The 16175-nt window shown below is 62.4% G+C and carries 14 protein-coding genes; 10 read left to right on the top strand and 4 right to left on the bottom strand.

All coding sequences use genetic code 11. The features are described 5' to 3' along the window. Positions 1–358: 358 nt before the first annotated feature. From ABE456_RS19610 to ABE456_RS19580, 7 genes are all read left to right on the top strand, one after another. The gene (locus tag ABE456_RS19610; protein ID WP_346645394.1) at positions 359–2017 is read left to right on the top strand and encodes a Na/Pi cotransporter family protein; all 1659 of its coding nucleotides are present in this window, start codon (positions 359–361) and stop codon (positions 2015–2017) included. A gap of 30 nt (positions 2018–2047) precedes the next feature. Beyond that, positions 2048–3454 carry a pitrilysin family protein gene (locus ABE456_RS19605; protein WP_346645393.1) on the top strand — a complete coding sequence of 469 codons (1407 nt, stop codon included), beginning with the start codon at positions 2048–2050 and terminating at the stop codon, positions 3452–3454. A gap of 155 nt (positions 3455–3609) precedes the next feature. Next, complete coding sequence (locus ABE456_RS19600) at positions 3610–4632, top strand: DUF5924 family protein (RefSeq protein WP_346645392.1); 1023 nt, start codon at positions 3610–3612, stop codon at positions 4630–4632. Positions 4633–4747: 115 nt separating this feature from the next. Further along, positions 4748–5881 carry an MlaE family lipid ABC transporter permease subunit gene (locus tag ABE456_RS19595; RefSeq protein WP_346645391.1) on the top strand — a complete coding sequence of 378 codons (1134 nt, stop codon included), beginning with the start codon at positions 4748–4750 and terminating at the stop codon, positions 5879–5881. Continuing rightward, positions 5878–6669 carry an ATP-binding cassette domain-containing protein gene (locus ABE456_RS19590; RefSeq protein ID WP_346645390.1) on the top strand — a complete coding sequence of 264 codons (792 nt, stop codon included), beginning with the start codon at positions 5878–5880 and terminating at the stop codon, positions 6667–6669. The genes ABE456_RS19595 and ABE456_RS19590 overlap by 4 nt, the downstream gene beginning before the upstream one ends. A 3-nt stretch (positions 6670–6672) precedes the next feature. Further along, positions 6673–7611: an MlaD family protein gene (locus tag ABE456_RS19585; protein ID WP_346645389.1), complete on the top strand. Its 939-nt coding sequence runs from the start codon at positions 6673–6675 to the stop codon at positions 7609–7611. Then, positions 7608–8225 carry an ABC-type transport auxiliary lipoprotein family protein gene (locus ABE456_RS19580; protein WP_346645388.1) on the top strand — a complete coding sequence of 206 codons (618 nt, stop codon included), beginning with the start codon at positions 7608–7610 and terminating at the stop codon, positions 8223–8225. The genes ABE456_RS19585 and ABE456_RS19580 overlap by 4 nt, the downstream gene beginning before the upstream one ends. Before the next feature lie 144 nt (positions 8226–8369). Here ABE456_RS19580 and ABE456_RS19575 read toward each other — a convergent pair whose 3' ends face one another. From ABE456_RS19575 to ABE456_RS19560, 4 genes are all read right to left on the bottom strand, one after another. After that, the gene (locus ABE456_RS19575) at positions 8370–9599 is read right to left on the bottom strand and encodes a nucleoside recognition domain-containing protein (RefSeq protein WP_346645387.1); all 1230 of its coding nucleotides are present in this window, start codon (positions 9597–9599) and stop codon (positions 8370–8372) included. Positions 9600–9822: 223 nt separating this feature from the next. Beyond that, a complete protein-coding gene (gltP, locus tag ABE456_RS19570; RefSeq protein ID WP_114167660.1) occupies positions 9823–11151 on the bottom strand; it encodes a glutamate/aspartate:proton symporter GltP in 1329 nt (442 codons plus the stop codon). A gap of 856 nt (positions 11152–12007) precedes the next feature. Continuing rightward, the gene (locus tag ABE456_RS19565; protein ID WP_003252966.1) at positions 12008–12169 is read right to left on the bottom strand and encodes a DUF1328 domain-containing protein; all 162 of its coding nucleotides are present in this window, start codon (positions 12167–12169) and stop codon (positions 12008–12010) included. 42 nt (positions 12170–12211) lie between these two features. Further along, the gene (locus tag ABE456_RS19560) at positions 12212–12502 is read right to left on the bottom strand and encodes a hypothetical protein (protein WP_346645386.1); all 291 of its coding nucleotides are present in this window, start codon (positions 12500–12502) and stop codon (positions 12212–12214) included. 43 nt (positions 12503–12545) lie between these two features. On the opposite strand from ABE456_RS19560, the gene ABE456_RS19555 reads away from it, so the two are divergent. The 3 genes from ABE456_RS19555 to ABE456_RS19545 are packed head-to-tail and all read left to right on the top strand — an operon-like array spanning position 12546 to position 16129. Then, a complete protein-coding gene (locus ABE456_RS19555) occupies positions 12546–12974 on the top strand; it encodes a hypothetical protein (protein ID WP_346645385.1) in 429 nt (142 codons plus the stop codon). A 30-nt stretch (positions 12975–13004) separates the two neighbouring features. Continuing rightward, positions 13005–14351, top strand: a complete 1347-nt coding sequence (gene algB, locus ABE456_RS19550; RefSeq protein ID WP_346645384.1) for a sigma-54-dependent response regulator transcription factor AlgB — start codon at positions 13005–13007, stop codon at positions 14349–14351. Next, on the top strand, positions 14348–16129 hold the full coding sequence (locus ABE456_RS19545; RefSeq protein WP_346645383.1) for a KinB sensor domain-containing domain: 1782 nt from the start codon (positions 14348–14350) through the stop codon (positions 16127–16129). Before algB ends, ABE456_RS19545 begins: the two co-directional genes overlap by 4 nt. Positions 16130–16175: the final 46 nt, after the last annotated feature.

Genomic DNA, 16175 nt, shown 5'->3' with positions numbered 1-16175 from the left:
GGGACTCTCCTTGTATGTAGGCCATAACGAAAAATGCTCCGTATCTTTCGATACGGAGCATTCTCTTAAAGGGCCGGGCAGATTGCTAGGTTTTCACACAGTCTGTTCGGGGCCCTTTTTCATGTCTGCATGCCAGTGCGCGGCCCCTGTGGGAGCAGGCTTGTCGAGGCGTCGAACCGCCCCGAAGAGGCCAGCACAGGCAACATTCATCTCCCATGTGTTTCAAATAAATGACCACCATGCGAAGCTGGCGACAGCTGCGCAAAACAACTAAAGCTTTGAGTGAGCACTGAAAATTCTTCAAACGCTCACGCTTCTTCTCTTGGCCCACTGGGCCAGTGCACAGGGGGCCTTCGCCATGCTGACCCTGCTCAACCTGCTCTCGGCCGTAACGCTACTGGTCTGGGGCACCCATATCGTGCGTACCGGCATCCTTCGGGTATTCGGCTCGGACCTGCGGCGCATCATCAGCCAGAACATGAACAAGCGCCCACTGGCATTCATCGCCGGTATCCTGGTTACCGCCATGGTGCAAAGCAGCAACGCCACGGCCATGCTGGTCACCTCGTTCGTCGGCCAGGGCCTGATGGCCATGACCCCGGCCCTGGCAATCATGCTCGGTGCCGATGTGGGTACCGCGCTGATGGCCCGGGTGCTGACCTTCGACCTGTCGTGGCTATCGCCGCTGCTCATCTTCCTGGGCGTGATCTTCTTCCTCTCGCGCAAACAGACACGAGCCGGCCAGCTGGGCCGGGTAGGCATCGGGCTTGGCCTGATCATCCTGGCATTGGAGCTGATCGTGCAGGCAGCTGCGCCGATCACCCACGCCCAGGGTGTGAAAGTGCTGTTCGCCTCACTGACCGGCGACATCATGCTCGACGCCCTGGTCGGGGCAATGTTCGCCATGATTTCCTATTCCAGCCTGGCCGCCGTGCTGCTCACCGCGACACTGGCCGGTGCCGAGGTCATCAGCTTGCCGGTAGCCATTGGCCTGGTGGTCGGCGCCAACATCGGCAGCGGCCTGCTGGCCTTCATCAGCACCAGTATGCAGAACGCCGCCGGGCGCCGCGTGGCCCTGGGCAGCCTGCTGTACAAGCTGATCGGCCTGCTGCTGATCATCCCTGTGCTGCACCCGCTGGTGGCGTGGATGGACTCGCTCAGCTTCAGCCCGCAGGAGCTGGTTATCGGCTTTCACTTGCTCTACAACACGCTGCGCTGCCTGCTTATGCTGCCAACAGTCAAACCCATGGGCCGGCTGTGCAACATCCTGCTGCCCGAGCGGGAGGCCAGTAACGGCCAGGTGCGCCCGCGCCACCTCGACACCTCGGCGCTGGAAACGCCAAGCCTGGCCCTGGCCAATGCCGCCCGCGAAACCCTGCGCCTGGGCGATATCGTCGACAGCCTGCTCGAGGCCATGCTCGGCGCCCTGCGCGGCACCCACACAGCCTTGCCGCAGCAGGTTCGCGAACTGGGCGAGGACGCCGAAGCCTTGTACAGCGCGATCAAGTTGTACCTGGCGCAGATGTCACGCGAAGACCTCAGCGAGCAGGACAACCGCCGCTGGGCCGAAATCATCGAGCTGGCGATCAACCTCAAGCTGGCCAGCGACCTGGTCGAACGCATGCTGCGCAAGGTCCAACAGCAGAAAACCAGCCAACGCCGGGAGTTTTCCCAGGTGGGCCTTGAAGAACTGACCAGCCTGCAGGAACAGCTACTGGCCAACTTGCGCCTGGGCCTGTCGGTGTTTCTCAGTGCCGACCCGGAAAGCGCCCGCTTGTTGCTGCGGGAAAAACGCCGTTTTCGCGCCCAGGAACGGCGCCTTGCCCACGCCCATGTCAGCCGCCTGCAGCGCAAGGTAATGCAAAGTATCGAGACCAGTTCGCTACACTTGGAGCTGATCGCCGACATGAAGCGGTTGAACTCTTTGTTCTGTAGCAGTGCCTATGTGGTACTGGGCGGCTCGGACACGGGCGGGCTGATGCTCGACAGCGTGCCGGACGAAGCCCGTCTGCCGTGATTTCGCCTACCAGAGGACCCACGCTCGCCCATGCGTTGCCTGATGTTCGTATGCTTGCTGATCTGCAGCCTGCCCTCATTCGCCCTCGACCGCTCACGGGTTGAAGGCTACCTGTTGCCCAATGGCCTGCAGGTCATCCTGAAAAACGGCTACGAACGTGACCATGTGGCGATTCGCCTGGTAGTCGGGGTGGGCCTGGACGACTTCACTTGCGAGCAGAAAGAGCTGCCACACCTGCTTGAGCACCTGCTGTTCAGCGGCATCGACGAAACGGGTGAAGGCGGCCTGGAAGAGCGCCTGCAATCGCTTGGCGGCGAGTGGAACGCCTATACCAGCAGTGCCGACACCACTTTCGTCATCGAAGCCCCGGCGCGCAACCAGCGTAAAGTCCTCGACCTGCTGCTGGCGGTGATACGCGACACCCGCATCGATGCCAAGGCCCTGGCCACCGCCAAGCGCATCATCGAACGTGAAGATGGCGGCCACTATGGCCACCTGCAGCGCTGGCTCGACCGCCAGGACATTGGCCACCCCGCCAGCGATCAGCTGGCGACCGAGCTAGGCCTGAAATGCCCGGAGCGCTCCAACCTCGACGACATGACCCTGCAACAAGTACAGGCCTTGCGTGACCGCTGGTACGCGGCCAACAACATGACCCTGATCGTCGTCGGTGGCCTGGACCGCCTACTGCCGGCTTATCTGGAGCGCACCTTTGGCGAATTGCCCGCCACCGAGCCGGAAGAACGCCGCACCCTGGAGAGCATCACCCAGCAAGCCGAGCAACGCCGCAACCTGACCCGCGGCTGGCTGGGCGACAGCGTCAAGCTGCACTGGCTGTTCATCGAGCCGGTGCTGGACAACGACCACCAGGCCACCCTCGACGTACTGTCGCGCTACCTGGACTGGGCGCTGTACGACCAGCTGCGCCTGCGAAACGGGCTGTCCTACGGCCCGTCGGTGCAACGTGAAAGCTTTGGCGACACTGGCCTGCTCAGCCTAAATGCCGACCTGGAGCGCGACGACATCGACCAGGCTGTCACGCTGATGCAAGCCTTGTTCGACCACCTGCGCAAGGAAGGCCTCGACCCGGATACCTTCGCGCGCATCAAGGACGCCAGTGTCGCCAAGGAAAGCTGGAGTACCCAGGGCAACAGCGCCCTGGCCGATTACTACTGGGGGGCGCTGAACGACTATACCGACGGGCGTTTTGCCAACCCGGTGCGCAAGCTGCGCCAGGTCAGCCTGGCGCAGGCCAACGAGGCGCTGAAGGAGCTGCTCAAGGAAGATGGCTATGTGCGCATCGAAAAGCCGTTACTGGGCTATGACGAGCTATACGGGCTGGTCGCCTTGCTGGCAGGGCTGATATTGGCGGCCGGGCTGCTGCGCTGGCGGCGGCATGGGCCTGAAAGGCCGAGTGGTGCTACACGGCAGCGGTGAATCGGCGGTATCCTTTTGCCATTACCGGCCTCTTCGCGGGTAAACCCGCTCCCACAGATGCAGTGCAAACTTCAGTCATTGCACTAACCCTGTGGGAGCGGGTTCACCCGCGAAGAGGCCAGCACAGCCCCCATTCCTCCCTGTTGTAGCCCCCAATGCCCCAAATCCCCCATATCGTCCAGCGCATCATCGAACTGCTCAAACGCTACCCCGGCATCATCGCGCTTTGCGGTTTCCTCTCCGGCATCGGCAGCTTCATCCTGGTCGACCGCCAGGCCGGCCTGGCCAGTTGGGTAGCCGTGCTGATGCTGGTCAGCTGGGTCTGGCTGATGCTGGAAAACACCCTCACCGGCCTGTTCGCACGCACTTTCAACCGCGAAATCCCGCAGCCGCTGTTGCGCTACGCGACGCAGATGATCCACCAGGAATCACTGTTCTTCGTGCTGCCGTTCTTCTTCATTACCACCACCTGGAACAGCAGCCAGTTGGTGTTCACCGGGTTGCTCGGCGCCGCCGGCCTTATTTCGATCATCGACCCGCTGTACTACAAGTGGCTGGCACCGCGGCGCTGGCTGTTCCTGGCGCTGCATACCCTGACCCTGTTTGCCGCCCTGCTGACCGCGCTGCCGATCATCCTGCACCTGACCACCGCGCAGAGCTTCAAGCTGGCCTTGATCGCAGCCATGGCCTTGTCGTTCCCCAGCCTGGCCAGCAGCTTCCCGATCAACAACTGGCGCCGTGCCGTGGCCCTGGTGCTGGTCACCCTGTCGGTCGGCGGTGGGGGCTGGCTGCTGCGCTCCTGGGTGCCTCCGGCGACTTTGTGGATGACCGAAGTGGCGGTAAGCACCGAAGTGCTGAACCGCCAGCCGGGTGATTCACTGGATGAGATTGCCGCCAGTCGCATCCGCAGCAGCGGCCTGTATGCCTACACCGCCATCAACGCGCCACGGGGCCTGAACGAGCGGATCTACCATGTATGGCAAAAGGACGGCCAGGAAGTCGACCGCATTGCCCTGGACATCCACGGTGGGCGCAAGGAAGGCTACCGGGCCTGGACCCACAAGCAGAACTTCCCGCCGAACCCGGTGGGCAAGTGGCAGGTGAGGGTGCTGACCGAGGATGGCCAGGTGATAGGCGTGCTGCGCTTCAAGGTGGTCGACGATTCACCAGCGCAGTGATTGAAAGGGGGCGCTTTGCGGCCCCCTAGGCCCGTGCAGACAGCACATAATCACCAAACAGCCCATGCCCGCTGCGCTATGATCAGCCCCTAAGCCTTAGCGCCGAGTCAATTGCATGGAGCCTATGACCACCCCCAGCGCCACCCTGGACACCAGCAGCCAACCGGCCTGCCTGCGCATTACCGGTGACTGGACCCTGGCGCACTACGCCAGCCTCAAGCGTGAAAGCGAGCGATTGCAGGGGCAGTACGCTGCCGACACCATTGCCGACCTCAGCCAACTGGGCCGCCTGGACACCGCCGGCGCCTCGCTGCTAGCCGAGCTGCTCGGTTCCGAGCGCCTGTCGTGCTGCACCCACGAGCTACCTGAAGCCAGCCGCGCACTGCTCAAGAACGTCTACTGCTCGGTCCAGGATTACTGCATCCCGGTCAGGGAGCCCGAACGCAACGTATTGCTGTTACTGCTAGAGCGCATCGGCTGTGCTGTCGGCACACTGTGGCAAGACACCATGCAGCTGCTCGGCTTTGTCGGCGTCATTCTCGAAACCTTGCTGCGCCGAGCCCTGCAGCCCCACCGCTGGCGCTTCACCCCGGTCGTGGCACACATCGAACAGACCGGGCTCGACGCGGCCCCCATCGTTGCCCTGCTGACTTTCCTGGTGGGCGCAGTGGTGGCCTTCCTCGGCGCCACGGTGCTGGCCGACTTCGGCGCAACCATCTTTACCGTCGACCTGGTGGCGTTCTCGTTCCTGCGTGAGTTCGCCGTGCTACTCACCGCCATCCTCATGGCCGGCCGCACCGCCAGCGCGTTCACCGCGCAGATCGGCTCGATGAAGGCCAACGAAGAAATCGACGCCATCCGTACCCTGGGCCTGAACCCCATGGAATTGCTGGTAGTACCCCGGGTACTTGCCCTGTTGATCTCGCTGCCCTTGCTAACCTTTGTCGCAATGATCTGCGGCATCGTTGGCGGCGCAGTGGTGTGCGCACTGACGCTGGATATCTCGCCAGCCATGTTCCTGTCACTGCTGCAAAGCGACATCGGCGTGCAGCACTTCCTGGTCGGCCTCGCCAAGGCACCGTTCTTCGCCTTCCTGATCGCCGCCATCGGCTGCCTGGAAGGCTTCAAGGTCAGCGGCAGTGCCGAATCGGTGGGGGCACACACCACCTCGGCGGTGGTGCAGTCGATATTCGTGGTCATTGTGCTGGACGCGGTGGCTGCCCTGTTCTGTATGGAGATGGGTTGGTGAGTGGCGAAGAACGCGTGATCGAAGCCCGCGGGATCTGCAACCGCTTCGGCCGCCAGGTGGTGCATGAAAACCTCGACCTGGACCTGTATCGCGGCGAGATCCTTGCCGTGGTTGGCGGCTCAGGCAGCGGCAAGTCGGTGCTGCTGCGCAGTATCATCGGCCTGCGCCGGCCCAATGAAGGGCAGATCAAGGTGTTCGACCAGGACCTGGCCGGCCTGCGTGAAGAACAACGCTCACTGGTCGAGCGGCGCTTTGGCGTGCTGTTCCAGAAGGGCGCGCTGTTCTCTTCACTGACCGTGACCGAGAACGTGGCGTTGCCGCTGATCGAGCATGCCGGGTTGTCGCGCGCCGATGCCGAGCACCTGGCCGGCGTGAAGCTGGCCCTCGCCGGGTTGCCGATCTCGGCTGCCGACAAGTACCCGGCCTCACTGTCGGGGGGCATGATCAAGCGCGCAGCGCTGGCCCGGGCCCTGGCACTGGACCCGGACATCCTGTTCCTCGACGAACCCACCGCCGGCCTGGACCCGATCGGCGCCGCCGCGTTCGACCAGTTGATCCTGACCCTGCGCGATGCCCTGGGCCTGTCGGTGTTCCTCATCACCCACGACCTCGACACCCTGTACACCATCACCGACCGCATCGCGGTGCTGTCGCAGAAAAAGGTCCTGGTGGCTGGCCCGCTGGCCGAGGTCGAGCAGACCAACGACAGCTGGATTCAAGAATACTTTCACGGCCCACGCGGGCGCGCAGCCGAACAGGCCGCCACCCGCGCCGGGCAGGAGCGCTGAGCAATGGAAACCCGAGCCCATCACGTCCTTATCGGCCTGGTCACCGTCCTGGTGGTGGCCGGTGCCATGCTGTTCGGCCTGTGGCTGGCCAAATCCAGCGTCGACGATGCCTTCAAGGACTACGAAGTGGTGTTCAACGAGGCTGTTTCCGGCCTGTCCCGTGGCAGCCCGGTGCAGTACAACGGCATCAAGGTGGGTGATGTATCCACCCTGCGCCTGGACCCGAAAGACCCGCGCCGAGTACTGGCACGCGTGCGCCTGAGCGCCGATACCCCGGTAAAGGAAGACACCCAGGCCAAGCTGACCCTGGCCGGCGTTACCGGCAACTCGTTCATCCAGCTCAGCGGCGGCACCCCGCACAGCCCCGAATTGAAGGGCAAGGACGGCAAGCTGCCAGTGATCATCGCCTCGCCGTCGCCGATTTCACGCCTGCTCAATGACAGCAGCGACCTGGTGACCAATATCAACCTGCTGCTGCACAACGCCAACCAGATGTTCTCCGAAGACAACATTGGCCACTTCAGCAACACCTTGGCCAACCTCGACAAGACCACCGGCGCCTTTGCCGGCCAGCACGGCAGCATCGCCGAGGCCATCGAGCAACTGGTGCAGGTGGGCAAGCAGGCCAGCGCCACCCTGGCGGAAACCCAGACGCTGATGCGCAATGCCAATAGCTTGCTGGGCAGCGAAGGCAAGCAGGCTATCGGTAGCGCCGAGCAGGCCATGCAGTCGCTGGCTGAAAGCACTGCCACCATCAACAACCTGCTCAAGAACAACAGCGAAGCCATCGGCGACGGCGCCCAGGGCCTGAACCAGCTGACCCCGGCCATTCGCGAGCTGCGCGAAACCCTCAACGCACTCAAAGGCATTTCCCGGCAACTGGAGGCCGACCCCAGCGGCTACCTGCTCGGCCGCGACAACAACAAGGAGTTCCAGCCATGAAACCGTCGCTGCGCCTGCTGGCCCTGGCGGCCGCGCTGAGCCTGGCCAGTGCCTGCTCGATCCTGCCGCAGAGCGAACCCGTCGATCTCTACCGCCTGCCGGTCAACCAGCCCAGCCGCACGGCGCCGGCGCTGGACTGGTCCTTGCGCCTGAACAAGCCGCTGGCCAGCGAAGTGCTGGCCGGGCCACGGATTGCCGTGATACCCCAGGGTAATGTGGTCAGCAGCTACAAGGGCGCACGCTGGAGCGATGCCGTACCGGTGCTGCTGCGCAACCGCCTGCTCGACGGCTTCCAGCGTGACGGCCAGGTGCAGCGCCTGAGCGCCGATGACAGCAACCTGCAGGCTGACTACGAGCTGGCCGGTGAACTGCAGGCGTTCCAGAGTGAATACCGTGCGGATGGCGTGGTGGAGGTGGTGATCCGCTATGACGCACGCCTGGTCCAGGGCCGCAACCAGCGCATCATCGCCAGCAAGCGCTTCGAAGTCCGCCAGCCGCTGGCCGACAAGCAGGTGTCAGCAGTGGTGGCTGGGTTTGGCCAGGCCTGTGATCAGCTGACCGGGCAGGTGGTGGGGTGGACGATTGCGCAGGCTGGCAGCACTACCGCTCACTAAAGCCCTGTCCGGAATCTATCTCCTGCCAGGGCCTCATCGCCGGCAAGCCAGCTCCCACAGGGATTGCACTTGGCTTGAGGACGACGCGGTCGAGGTGGGAGCAACTATCTTGCCGGCGATGGGCCGCAGAGCGGCCCCAAAAAATCAGGCGAAGAACCAGTAGCAGACGAAGATCGCCGCGACCACACCGGAGAACTCGGCCAGCAGTGCACAACCCACCGCATGGCGCACGCGCTGGATACCCACGGCACCAAAGTACACCGCCAGCACATAGAAAGTGGTTTCGGTACTGCCCTGGATAGTTGCCGCTACCAGTGCAGGGAAGCTGTCCACGCCTTGGGTCTGCATGGTCTCGATCAGCATCGCCCGCGCCGCGCTGCCGGAGAACGGCTTGACCAGGGCAGTGGGCAAGCCCTCGACGAAGCGGGTGTCCAGGCCCATCCAGTTCACCGCATGGCGAATACCGTCCAGGGCCAGCTCCAGCGCGCCTGAAGCTCGCAGCACACCCACTGCCACCAGCATCGCCACCAGATAGGGCAACAGGTTCTTGGCCACATCAAAGCCTTCCTTGGCGCCTTCGACAAAGGCTTCGTAAACCTGCACCCGCTTCAAGGCACCAATCACCAGGAACATGATGATCACGCCAAACAGCGTGAGGTTACCCAGGATCGACGACAGGCTGGCCAGCGCCGCCGCCGACAATGTGCCAAGGAAAGCCATGAAGCCACCCAGCAGCAAGGCGCCGGGAATGAAGTAGGCGAGCACCACCGGGTCCCACAGCCGCAGGCGCTGCATCACTGCCACCGACAGCAGGCCGACCAAGGTCGAGACGCTGGTGGCCAGCAGGATTGGCAGGAACACCATGGTCGGGTCCGGTGCACCTTGCTGGGCCCGGTACATGAAGATGGTGACCGGCAACAAGGTCAGCGACGAGGCGTTGAGCACCAGGAACAGGATTTGCGCGTTGCTCGCCGTGGTGCTGCTGGGGTTCAGCTCCTGCAGAGCGCGCATAGCCTTCAGGCCGATCGGCGTGGCGGCGTTGTCCAGGCCCAGGCCGTTGGCGGCAAAGTTCATGGTGATCAGGCCCAGGGCCGGGTGCCCGGGCGGTACCTCTGGCATCAGGCGGGCGAACAGCGGGCCCAGCACCTTGGCCAGCCATTCGACGATACCGGCCTTTTCGGCGATCTTGAGAAAGCCCAGCCACAGGGTCAGTGTGCCGAACAGCAGTACCATCACCTCGACCGACAGCTTGGCCATGGCGAAGATGCTTTCGACCATTGCCGCGAAGATGCCAGCGTTGCCGCCTACTAGCCATTGGGCCAGGGCGGACACCGCCGCCACCAGGAAAAAGCCGAGCCAAAGGCCGTTGAGCATCCGTGTGTTCCCCCTGAAAAATGCCCGAATGATAGCGGAAGTTGTCTGTACCGGCCTCATCGCCGGCAAGCCAGCGCCCACAGGTACCGCGCTGGCCTCCGGCCTTGTGATATCCCTGTGGGCGCTGGCTTGCCGGCGATAGGGCCGGTACAGGTGCCAGCGATCCTTACAGACAACAAAAAGCCCCGACAAGTCGGGGCTCTTGGTCAAACAGCAGTCAGGCTCAGCGCTTGGCAGCTTCGCCAACCACCGCAGCTTCCTGCTTGTCGGCCATCAGCGAGGCGTAGTACTTCTCGCCTTTGGCTGCGTCGTACATGCCTTCCCAACGGGCGATGACCAGGGCTGCCAGGGCGTTGCCGACAACGTTCAGCGCGGTACGGGCCATGTCCATGATGCGGTCGACACCGGCGATGAAGGCCAGGCCTTCCAGCGGGATGCCCACGCTGCCCAGGGTGGCCAGCAGGACCACGAACGACACGCCCGGCACGCCGGCGATACCTTTGGAGGTGACCATCAGGGTCAGTACCAGCAGCAGCTGCTGGCTCCACGACAGGTCGATACCGTACAGCTGGGCAATGAAGATGGCCGCGATGCTCTGGTACAGGGTCGAACCATCCAGGTTGAAGGAGTAGCCAGTCGGTACCACAAACGAGCAGATCGACTTCGGCGCGCCGTACTTCTCCATTTTCTCGATCACACGCGGCAATACGGTTTCCGAGCTGGAGGTGGAGTACGCCAGGATCAGCTCATCTTTCATGATGCGCATGATCTTGATCACCGAGAAGCCGAACAGGCGGGCGACCAGGCCCAGCACCATGAAGGCGAAGAAGGCGATGGCGAAGTACACCAGCAGCACCAGCTTGGCCAACGGCAGCAGCGAGCTGAAACCGAAGTTGGCCACGGTCACGGCGATCAGGGCGAACACGCCGATCGGGGCGTAGTTCATGATCATGTGGGTGACCTTGAACATGGTTTCCGATACAGCCTGGAAAGTACGCACCAGCGGGTCACGCAGCTCTGCCTGCAGGCTCGACAGGCCCAGGCCGAACATGACCGAGAAGAAGATGATCGGCAGCATTTCGCCACGCATCAGCGCTGCGAAGATGTTCGACGGGATCAGGTTGAGCAGGGTTTCGATGAACGCGTGCTCATGCTGCACTTCGGCCGCAGTCGCCTGGTACTTGGAAATATCCACGGTACCCAGGGTGCTCATGTCGATGCCGGCGCCCGGGTGGAACAGGTTGGCCAGTACCAGACCGACGACGATGGCGATGGTGGTCACCACTTCGAAGTAGATGATGGTTTTCAGGCCGATGCTGCCCAGTTTCTTCGCGTCGCCAACCCCGGCGATACCCACGATCAGCGACGAAATCACGATCGGGACGACGATCATCTTGATCAGGCGAATGAAGATGTCACCGGCGGGCTGGAGGACGTTGCTGATCCACCAGGCCTTCTCCGCGCTGAAGTGGTTCAGCAGCGCGCCGATTGCAACGCCCAGGACCAGACCGATAACGATCTGCCAGGCGAGGCTCAGTTTTGCCTTCTTCATGTCTTTACCCTTTGTTCTAGTGGTCATGGCACCCAATGGAAATGCGCGTAACAGAGCCATTGGCTAGGTCACGGGCAGCAAATGCTTCCATCCGGCGACTTCATGTAAGGACACCGCAGGCGAGCGACAGGGCGCTCTGGCCAGCGAAAAAGGCGGCAACTATTGCGATGGCAAAGGGGGAAATCTAATGCCGGAAGCGCATACCCCATACCGTTTATGCATACTGTTTTGCCGCAAAACGGGGTGCTCGCAAGTGCTTGATTTACAACGTTCGGAATCCCGAACAAGACCAAACCGCCAGATTTCGGCAGATTTGGCAGTAGGAAAAGGACGCGGTAGATGGCTTGTTCGACAATCCGAATGGCAGAAATGACACTTGTACAAGCACCAGGAAGGTCGAAAAAAATTTGATGTACGGTCGAGACAAAATGTGTCTCAAGGGAAAAAACGCGCAAGGGAAGCGGCGTTTCCTACAGGGCTCCTCGGAAGTCAGGTCTGGCAAGGTATCCCCTATGACACCGCCGACCTGATACTTCCGATTCCGCCTTTCCTGACCCGGCCCATGGCTGGAGGCACTCCCTGTACCCCTAGGCCACTCCGATCCTGCAACAATCAGAACAGCCCGACCCCTTGGTCATGTGCCGCCCCTCCTCGGGGCGGCGCATCGTAGAAGGCTGAAATATAGAAAGATTCAGCTTCTATTACGTGACAGTGGGTGACCTTTTATCCGTACCGGCTGCAAATGCTCGGTACCGATGCGGGTCACGCTTGTGCTGCTCATGCAGCGTTGCCTTCGTGCGGTCAAGTTGACCGCCCAATTGCCCAAGCGTTCCCCGGCAAAGCTTCCTGCCCATCTTCAACCTCGTCCACGTCCAAAGAAGAAGGAGGCTACGAACAGCACCAGGAAGACAATGAACAGGATCTTCGCGATACCGGTGGCAGCGCCCGCAATACCACCGAAGCCCAGTACGGCGGCGACAATGGCGATGATGAGGAAAGTGATAGCCCAACTCAGCATGGTGGTTCTCCTTTCTTTTTCGGAATCGGTCTGGCCGGCAGGTCAGAACACCCAGCGGTCCTGAGGCACGACATGTTCCAACGGGGCCGGCGAGGTTGTGGCTTGGCCAGCAGGCAATGGGTCTGCGGCCTTGACCAGAGTGTTGGCACGGGTTGCCTGAATCTGCGTCAACAGGGCGGTCTGTGCCGCCACTTGCTCGGCCAGCTGCGCGGTCTGCCAGCTGTAATAGAAGAGGCCAGCGGCCAAGGTCAGCAGCAGCGCCATGCCGAGTGACAGCATCTGGTGCAAGGGCAGTGCGGCGGTCTGTGAGCGGTTGACGGATTGGCGGTTCATGCCGGCTCCTCCTGCTGTAATTTTTGTTCACCTGAACAAGTAATTGCAGCCTGCATGCCAGCCTTTTCTATCTAGAAAAATCCATAAAAATCAATTACTTAAAAACAAAGAACGACATCAGTCAGGACGTATCCTGCACGATGCCGCCCATGCCGTCGTGCGAATTGCACGATTTGGTCGCCACCTTGAGCAGGTCGGCATCCACGCGGCGCTGGTCATGATTAGCCGGGCGATCTACAAGGCGATCGCGGCGCAGGCGTCGGTGGTACGCGCCAGCGGATGGAAAAGGGCGCGGCAGTGCTCTTTTTATAGGCAAAAGCTGAAAATCATCGCAACCAATGTGCCATCGCATACCTCTAAGCAAATCATCGGGATACGCGGCCTGCAGGCGTCCATTGGCCATTGGCTAGCACGCGAAGGACAGAATCCTTCAGAATTGACCATGCAACTTGCCCGATTTTTCCCACACTAATTGAAGACCTATCCCTAAGGAGCGCAGGAAATGGAACCAGCTCAGGACAACCAAGGCCGCATTCTCCTGGTAGATGACGAGTCCGCAATCCTGCGCACCTTCCGTTACTGCCTGGAGGACGAGGGCTACAGCGTGGCCACGGCCAACAGCGCCGCCCAGGCCGAAACCTTGCTGCAGCGCCAGGTCTTCGACCTGTGTTTCCTCGATTTGCGCCTGGGTGAAGACAACGGCCTCGACGTGCTGGCGCAGATGCGTATCCAGGCCCCGTGGATGCGGGTGGTGATCGTCACCGCACATTCGGCAATCGACACGGCGGTAGACGCCATCCAGGCCGGCGCAGCCGATTACCTGGTCAAGCCATGCAGCCCCGACCAGTTGCGCCTGGCCACCGCCAAGCAGCTGGAAGTGCGCCAGCTTTCCGCGCGCCTGGAGGCCCTGGAAGGTGAAGTACGCAAACCCAAGGACGGCCTGGACTCGCACAGCCCGGCCATGATGGCAGTGCTGGAAACCGCCCGCCAGGTCGCCACTACCGACGCCAACATCCTGATCCTTGGCGAGTCTGGTACCGGTAAAGGTGAGTTGGCCCGGGCCATTCATGGCTGGAGCAAGCGCGCGCGTAAAGCCTGCGTGACCATCAACTGCCCGTCGCTGAACGCCGAGCTGATGGAAAGCGAGTTGTTCGGCCACACCCGCGGCGCCTTCACCGGCGCCAGCGAAAGCACTCTGGGCCGGGTAAATCAGGCCGACGGGGGCACGCTGTTCCTCGACGAAATCGGCGACTTCCCACTGACCTTGCAGCCTAAGCTGCTGCGCTTCATCCAGGACAAGGAATACGAACGCGTCGGCGACCCGGTAACCCGCCGCGCCGATGTGCGCATTCTGGCCGCCACCAACCTCAACCTTGAAGAGATGGTGCGCGAAAGCCGCTTCCGCGAAGACCTGCTGTATCGCCTGAACGTCATCACCTTGCACCTGCCGCCCCTGCGCGAGCGCAGTGAAGACATCCTCACCCTGGCCGAGCGCTTCCTCGCCCGTTTCGTCAAAGAGTATTCCCGACCCGCCCGAGGCTTCAGTGACGAAGCCCGAGCGGCGCTGCTCAACTACCGCTGGCCCGGCAACATTCGCGAGCTGCGCAACGTGGTGGAGCGGGCCAGCATCATCTGCCCGCAGGAGCGCGTTGAAATCAGCCACCTGGGCATGGGCGAACAGCCTGCTGGCAACGCCCCTCGCATCGGCGCCGCACTAAGCCTGGATGAGCTGGAGCGCGCCCATATCGGTGCCGTGCTGGCCGCCAGCGACACCCTGGACCAGGCCGCCAAGACCTTGGGGATAGACGCCTCCACCCTGTACCGCAAGCGCAAGCAGTACAACCTATGAAATGGCCACCCATGAAGCTGCGCACGCGGCTTTTCCTGAGCATCTCGGCACTGATCACCGTGGCCTTGCTCGGGCTGCTGCTGGGCCTGGTTAGCGTGCTGCAAATGGCCACGGTGCAACAACGGCTGGTGCGTGATACCACCCATGCTCTGGAAGTGGGGCTGAAGTTGCGCCAGAACCTCGGCGAACAGTTGACCCTGATCCTCGATGAAGACACTGCGCCGGAAAGCCTGCGGCTGCTGCAGGACAACTTCCAGACCCTGCTGAACCAAGGGCTGGAGCAAGGCGGCGAACGCACCGGCTTCAGCAAGGCCAGCAGCAACTACCAGGCTTTCCTCCAGGCCTACCGCGACAGCCCTGCGCCAGCTCGCAGCATGGGTGTCGAGCAGCCGTTGGGCGCTGCGTTCAACCAGGTGCGCACCGACCTGATCGACTCCCACCGGCAGGCCCTGGACCTTATCACCCGCAGCGAGGAGCACACCCGTGACCACGCCTTGCTGGTCAGCGGTGTGCTTGGCCTGATGGGCCTGGTGGTGCTGGTACTGGGCTTCATTACTGCGCACAACATCGCCCGGCGCTTTGGCCAGCCGATCGAGGCCTTGGCCAAGGCAGCCGACCAACTGGGTAAAGGCAACTTCGACGTCACCCTGCCAGTCACCCAAGCCACCGAGCTGAACCAGCTGACCCGCCGCTTCGGCCTGATGGCCGATGCCTTGCGCAAGCACCAGGCTACCAACGTTGACGAACTGCTGGCCGGCCAGCAACGTTTGCAGGCCGTGCTCGACAGCATCGACGATGGCCTGCTGATCATCGACCGCCAAGGCCGTCTGGAACACCTCAACCCAGTGGCGCAGCGCCAGCTGGGCTGGAACGGCAGCCGCGTGGGCAGCAGCCTGGCCGAAGCCCTGCAACGACCGGAGCTGGAGCAGCAACTGCGTCAGGTGCTGCGCGGCGGCAGCCTGGACCGGCCGCCAGACGATCTGAACATGGAAGTGGATGAAGAAAGCCGCCTGCTCACCTACAGCCTGACCCCGGTCAGCCACCCGCAGGGGCCGATCCTCGGTGCGGTAATGGTGCTGCACGATGTCACCGAGCAACGGGCCTTCGAACGCGTGCGCAGCGAGTTCGTGCTGCGCGCGTCCCACGAGCTGCGTACCCCGGTAACCGGTATGCACATGGCCTTCGGCCTGTTGCGCGAGCGGGTCAAGTTCCCGCCCGAGGCGCGTGAGAGCGACCTGCTGGAAACCATTGGCGAGGAAATGCAGCGCCTGACCCAACTGATCAACGACCTGCTCAACTTCTCGCGCTACCAGAGCGGGCTACAGAAGCTGGAGTTAGCCCCCTGCGCCATCGACGCACTGCTGGAACGTGCACAACTGCGCTTTGCCGAGCAGGCTGCGCATAAGCAAATCGAGTTGATCCAGGCGCTGGAACCGCCACTACCGCGCATCCAGGCCGATGTCGGCCAACTCGACCGGGTGCTGGACAACCTGTTGCACAATGCCATCCGCCATACTGCCAACGGCGGGTGTATCCGCCTGCACGCGCGGCGGCATGCGGAGCGGGTGATCATCAGTGTCGAAGACAACGGCGAGGGCATTGCCTATGGCCAGCAGGGGCGCATCTTCGAGCCCTTCGTGCAGGTAGGCCGCAAGAAAGGTGGTGCGGGGCTGGGCTTGGCGCTGTGCAAGGAAATCGTGCAGCTGCATGGCGGGCGCATGGGCGTGTTTTCCCGGCCGGGGCAGGGGACCCAGTTCTATATGGCGCTGCCGGTCTGATGCCAAGCTTGAACTGCGAGTCCAGTACTGGTCAGGAATCTCACAG

The sequence above is a fragment of the Pseudomonas sp. TWI929 genome (assembly GCF_039673335.1).
Classification (GTDB): Bacteria; Pseudomonadota; Gammaproteobacteria; order Pseudomonadales; family Pseudomonadaceae; genus Aquipseudomonas.
This window is presented reverse-complemented; position numbering and strand designations above follow the sequence as displayed.

What these genes read in the sequence shown, in the direction of transcription:
- ABE456_RS19565 (WP_003252966.1), bottom strand. Translation starts at nt 12,169, where the DNA reads ATGCTGAGTTGGGCTATCACTTTCCTCATCATCGCCATTGTCGCCGCC.
- ABE456_RS19560 (WP_346645386.1), bottom strand. Translation starts at nt 12,502, where the DNA reads ATGAACCGCCAATCCGTCAACCGCTCACAGACCGCCGCACTGCCCTTG.
- gltP (WP_114167660.1), bottom strand. Translation starts at nt 11,151, where the DNA reads ATGAAGAAGGCAAAACTGAGCCTCGCCTGGCAGATCGTTATCGGTCTG.
- ABE456_RS19600 (WP_346645392.1), top strand. Translation starts at nt 3,610, where the DNA reads ATGCCCCAAATCCCCCATATCGTCCAGCGCATCATCGAACTGCTCAAA.
- algB (WP_346645384.1), top strand. Translation starts at nt 13,005, where the DNA reads ATGGAACCAGCTCAGGACAACCAAGGCCGCATTCTCCTGGTAGATGAC.
- ABE456_RS19585 (WP_346645389.1), top strand. Translation starts at nt 6,673, where the DNA reads ATGGAAACCCGAGCCCATCACGTCCTTATCGGCCTGGTCACCGTCCTG.
- ABE456_RS19545 (WP_346645383.1), top strand. Translation starts at nt 14,348, where the DNA reads ATGAAATGGCCACCCATGAAGCTGCGCACGCGGCTTTTCCTGAGCATC.
- ABE456_RS19605 (WP_346645393.1), top strand. Translation starts at nt 2,048, where the DNA reads ATGCGTTGCCTGATGTTCGTATGCTTGCTGATCTGCAGCCTGCCCTCA.
- ABE456_RS19580 (WP_346645388.1), top strand. Translation starts at nt 7,608, where the DNA reads ATGAAACCGTCGCTGCGCCTGCTGGCCCTGGCGGCCGCGCTGAGCCTG.
- ABE456_RS19575 (WP_346645387.1), bottom strand. Translation starts at nt 9,599, where the DNA reads ATGCTCAACGGCCTTTGGCTCGGCTTTTTCCTGGTGGCGGCGGTGTCC.
- ABE456_RS19610 (WP_346645394.1), top strand. Translation starts at nt 359, where the DNA reads ATGCTGACCCTGCTCAACCTGCTCTCGGCCGTAACGCTACTGGTCTGG.
- ABE456_RS19595 (WP_346645391.1), top strand. Translation starts at nt 4,748, where the DNA reads ATGGAGCCTATGACCACCCCCAGCGCCACCCTGGACACCAGCAGCCAA.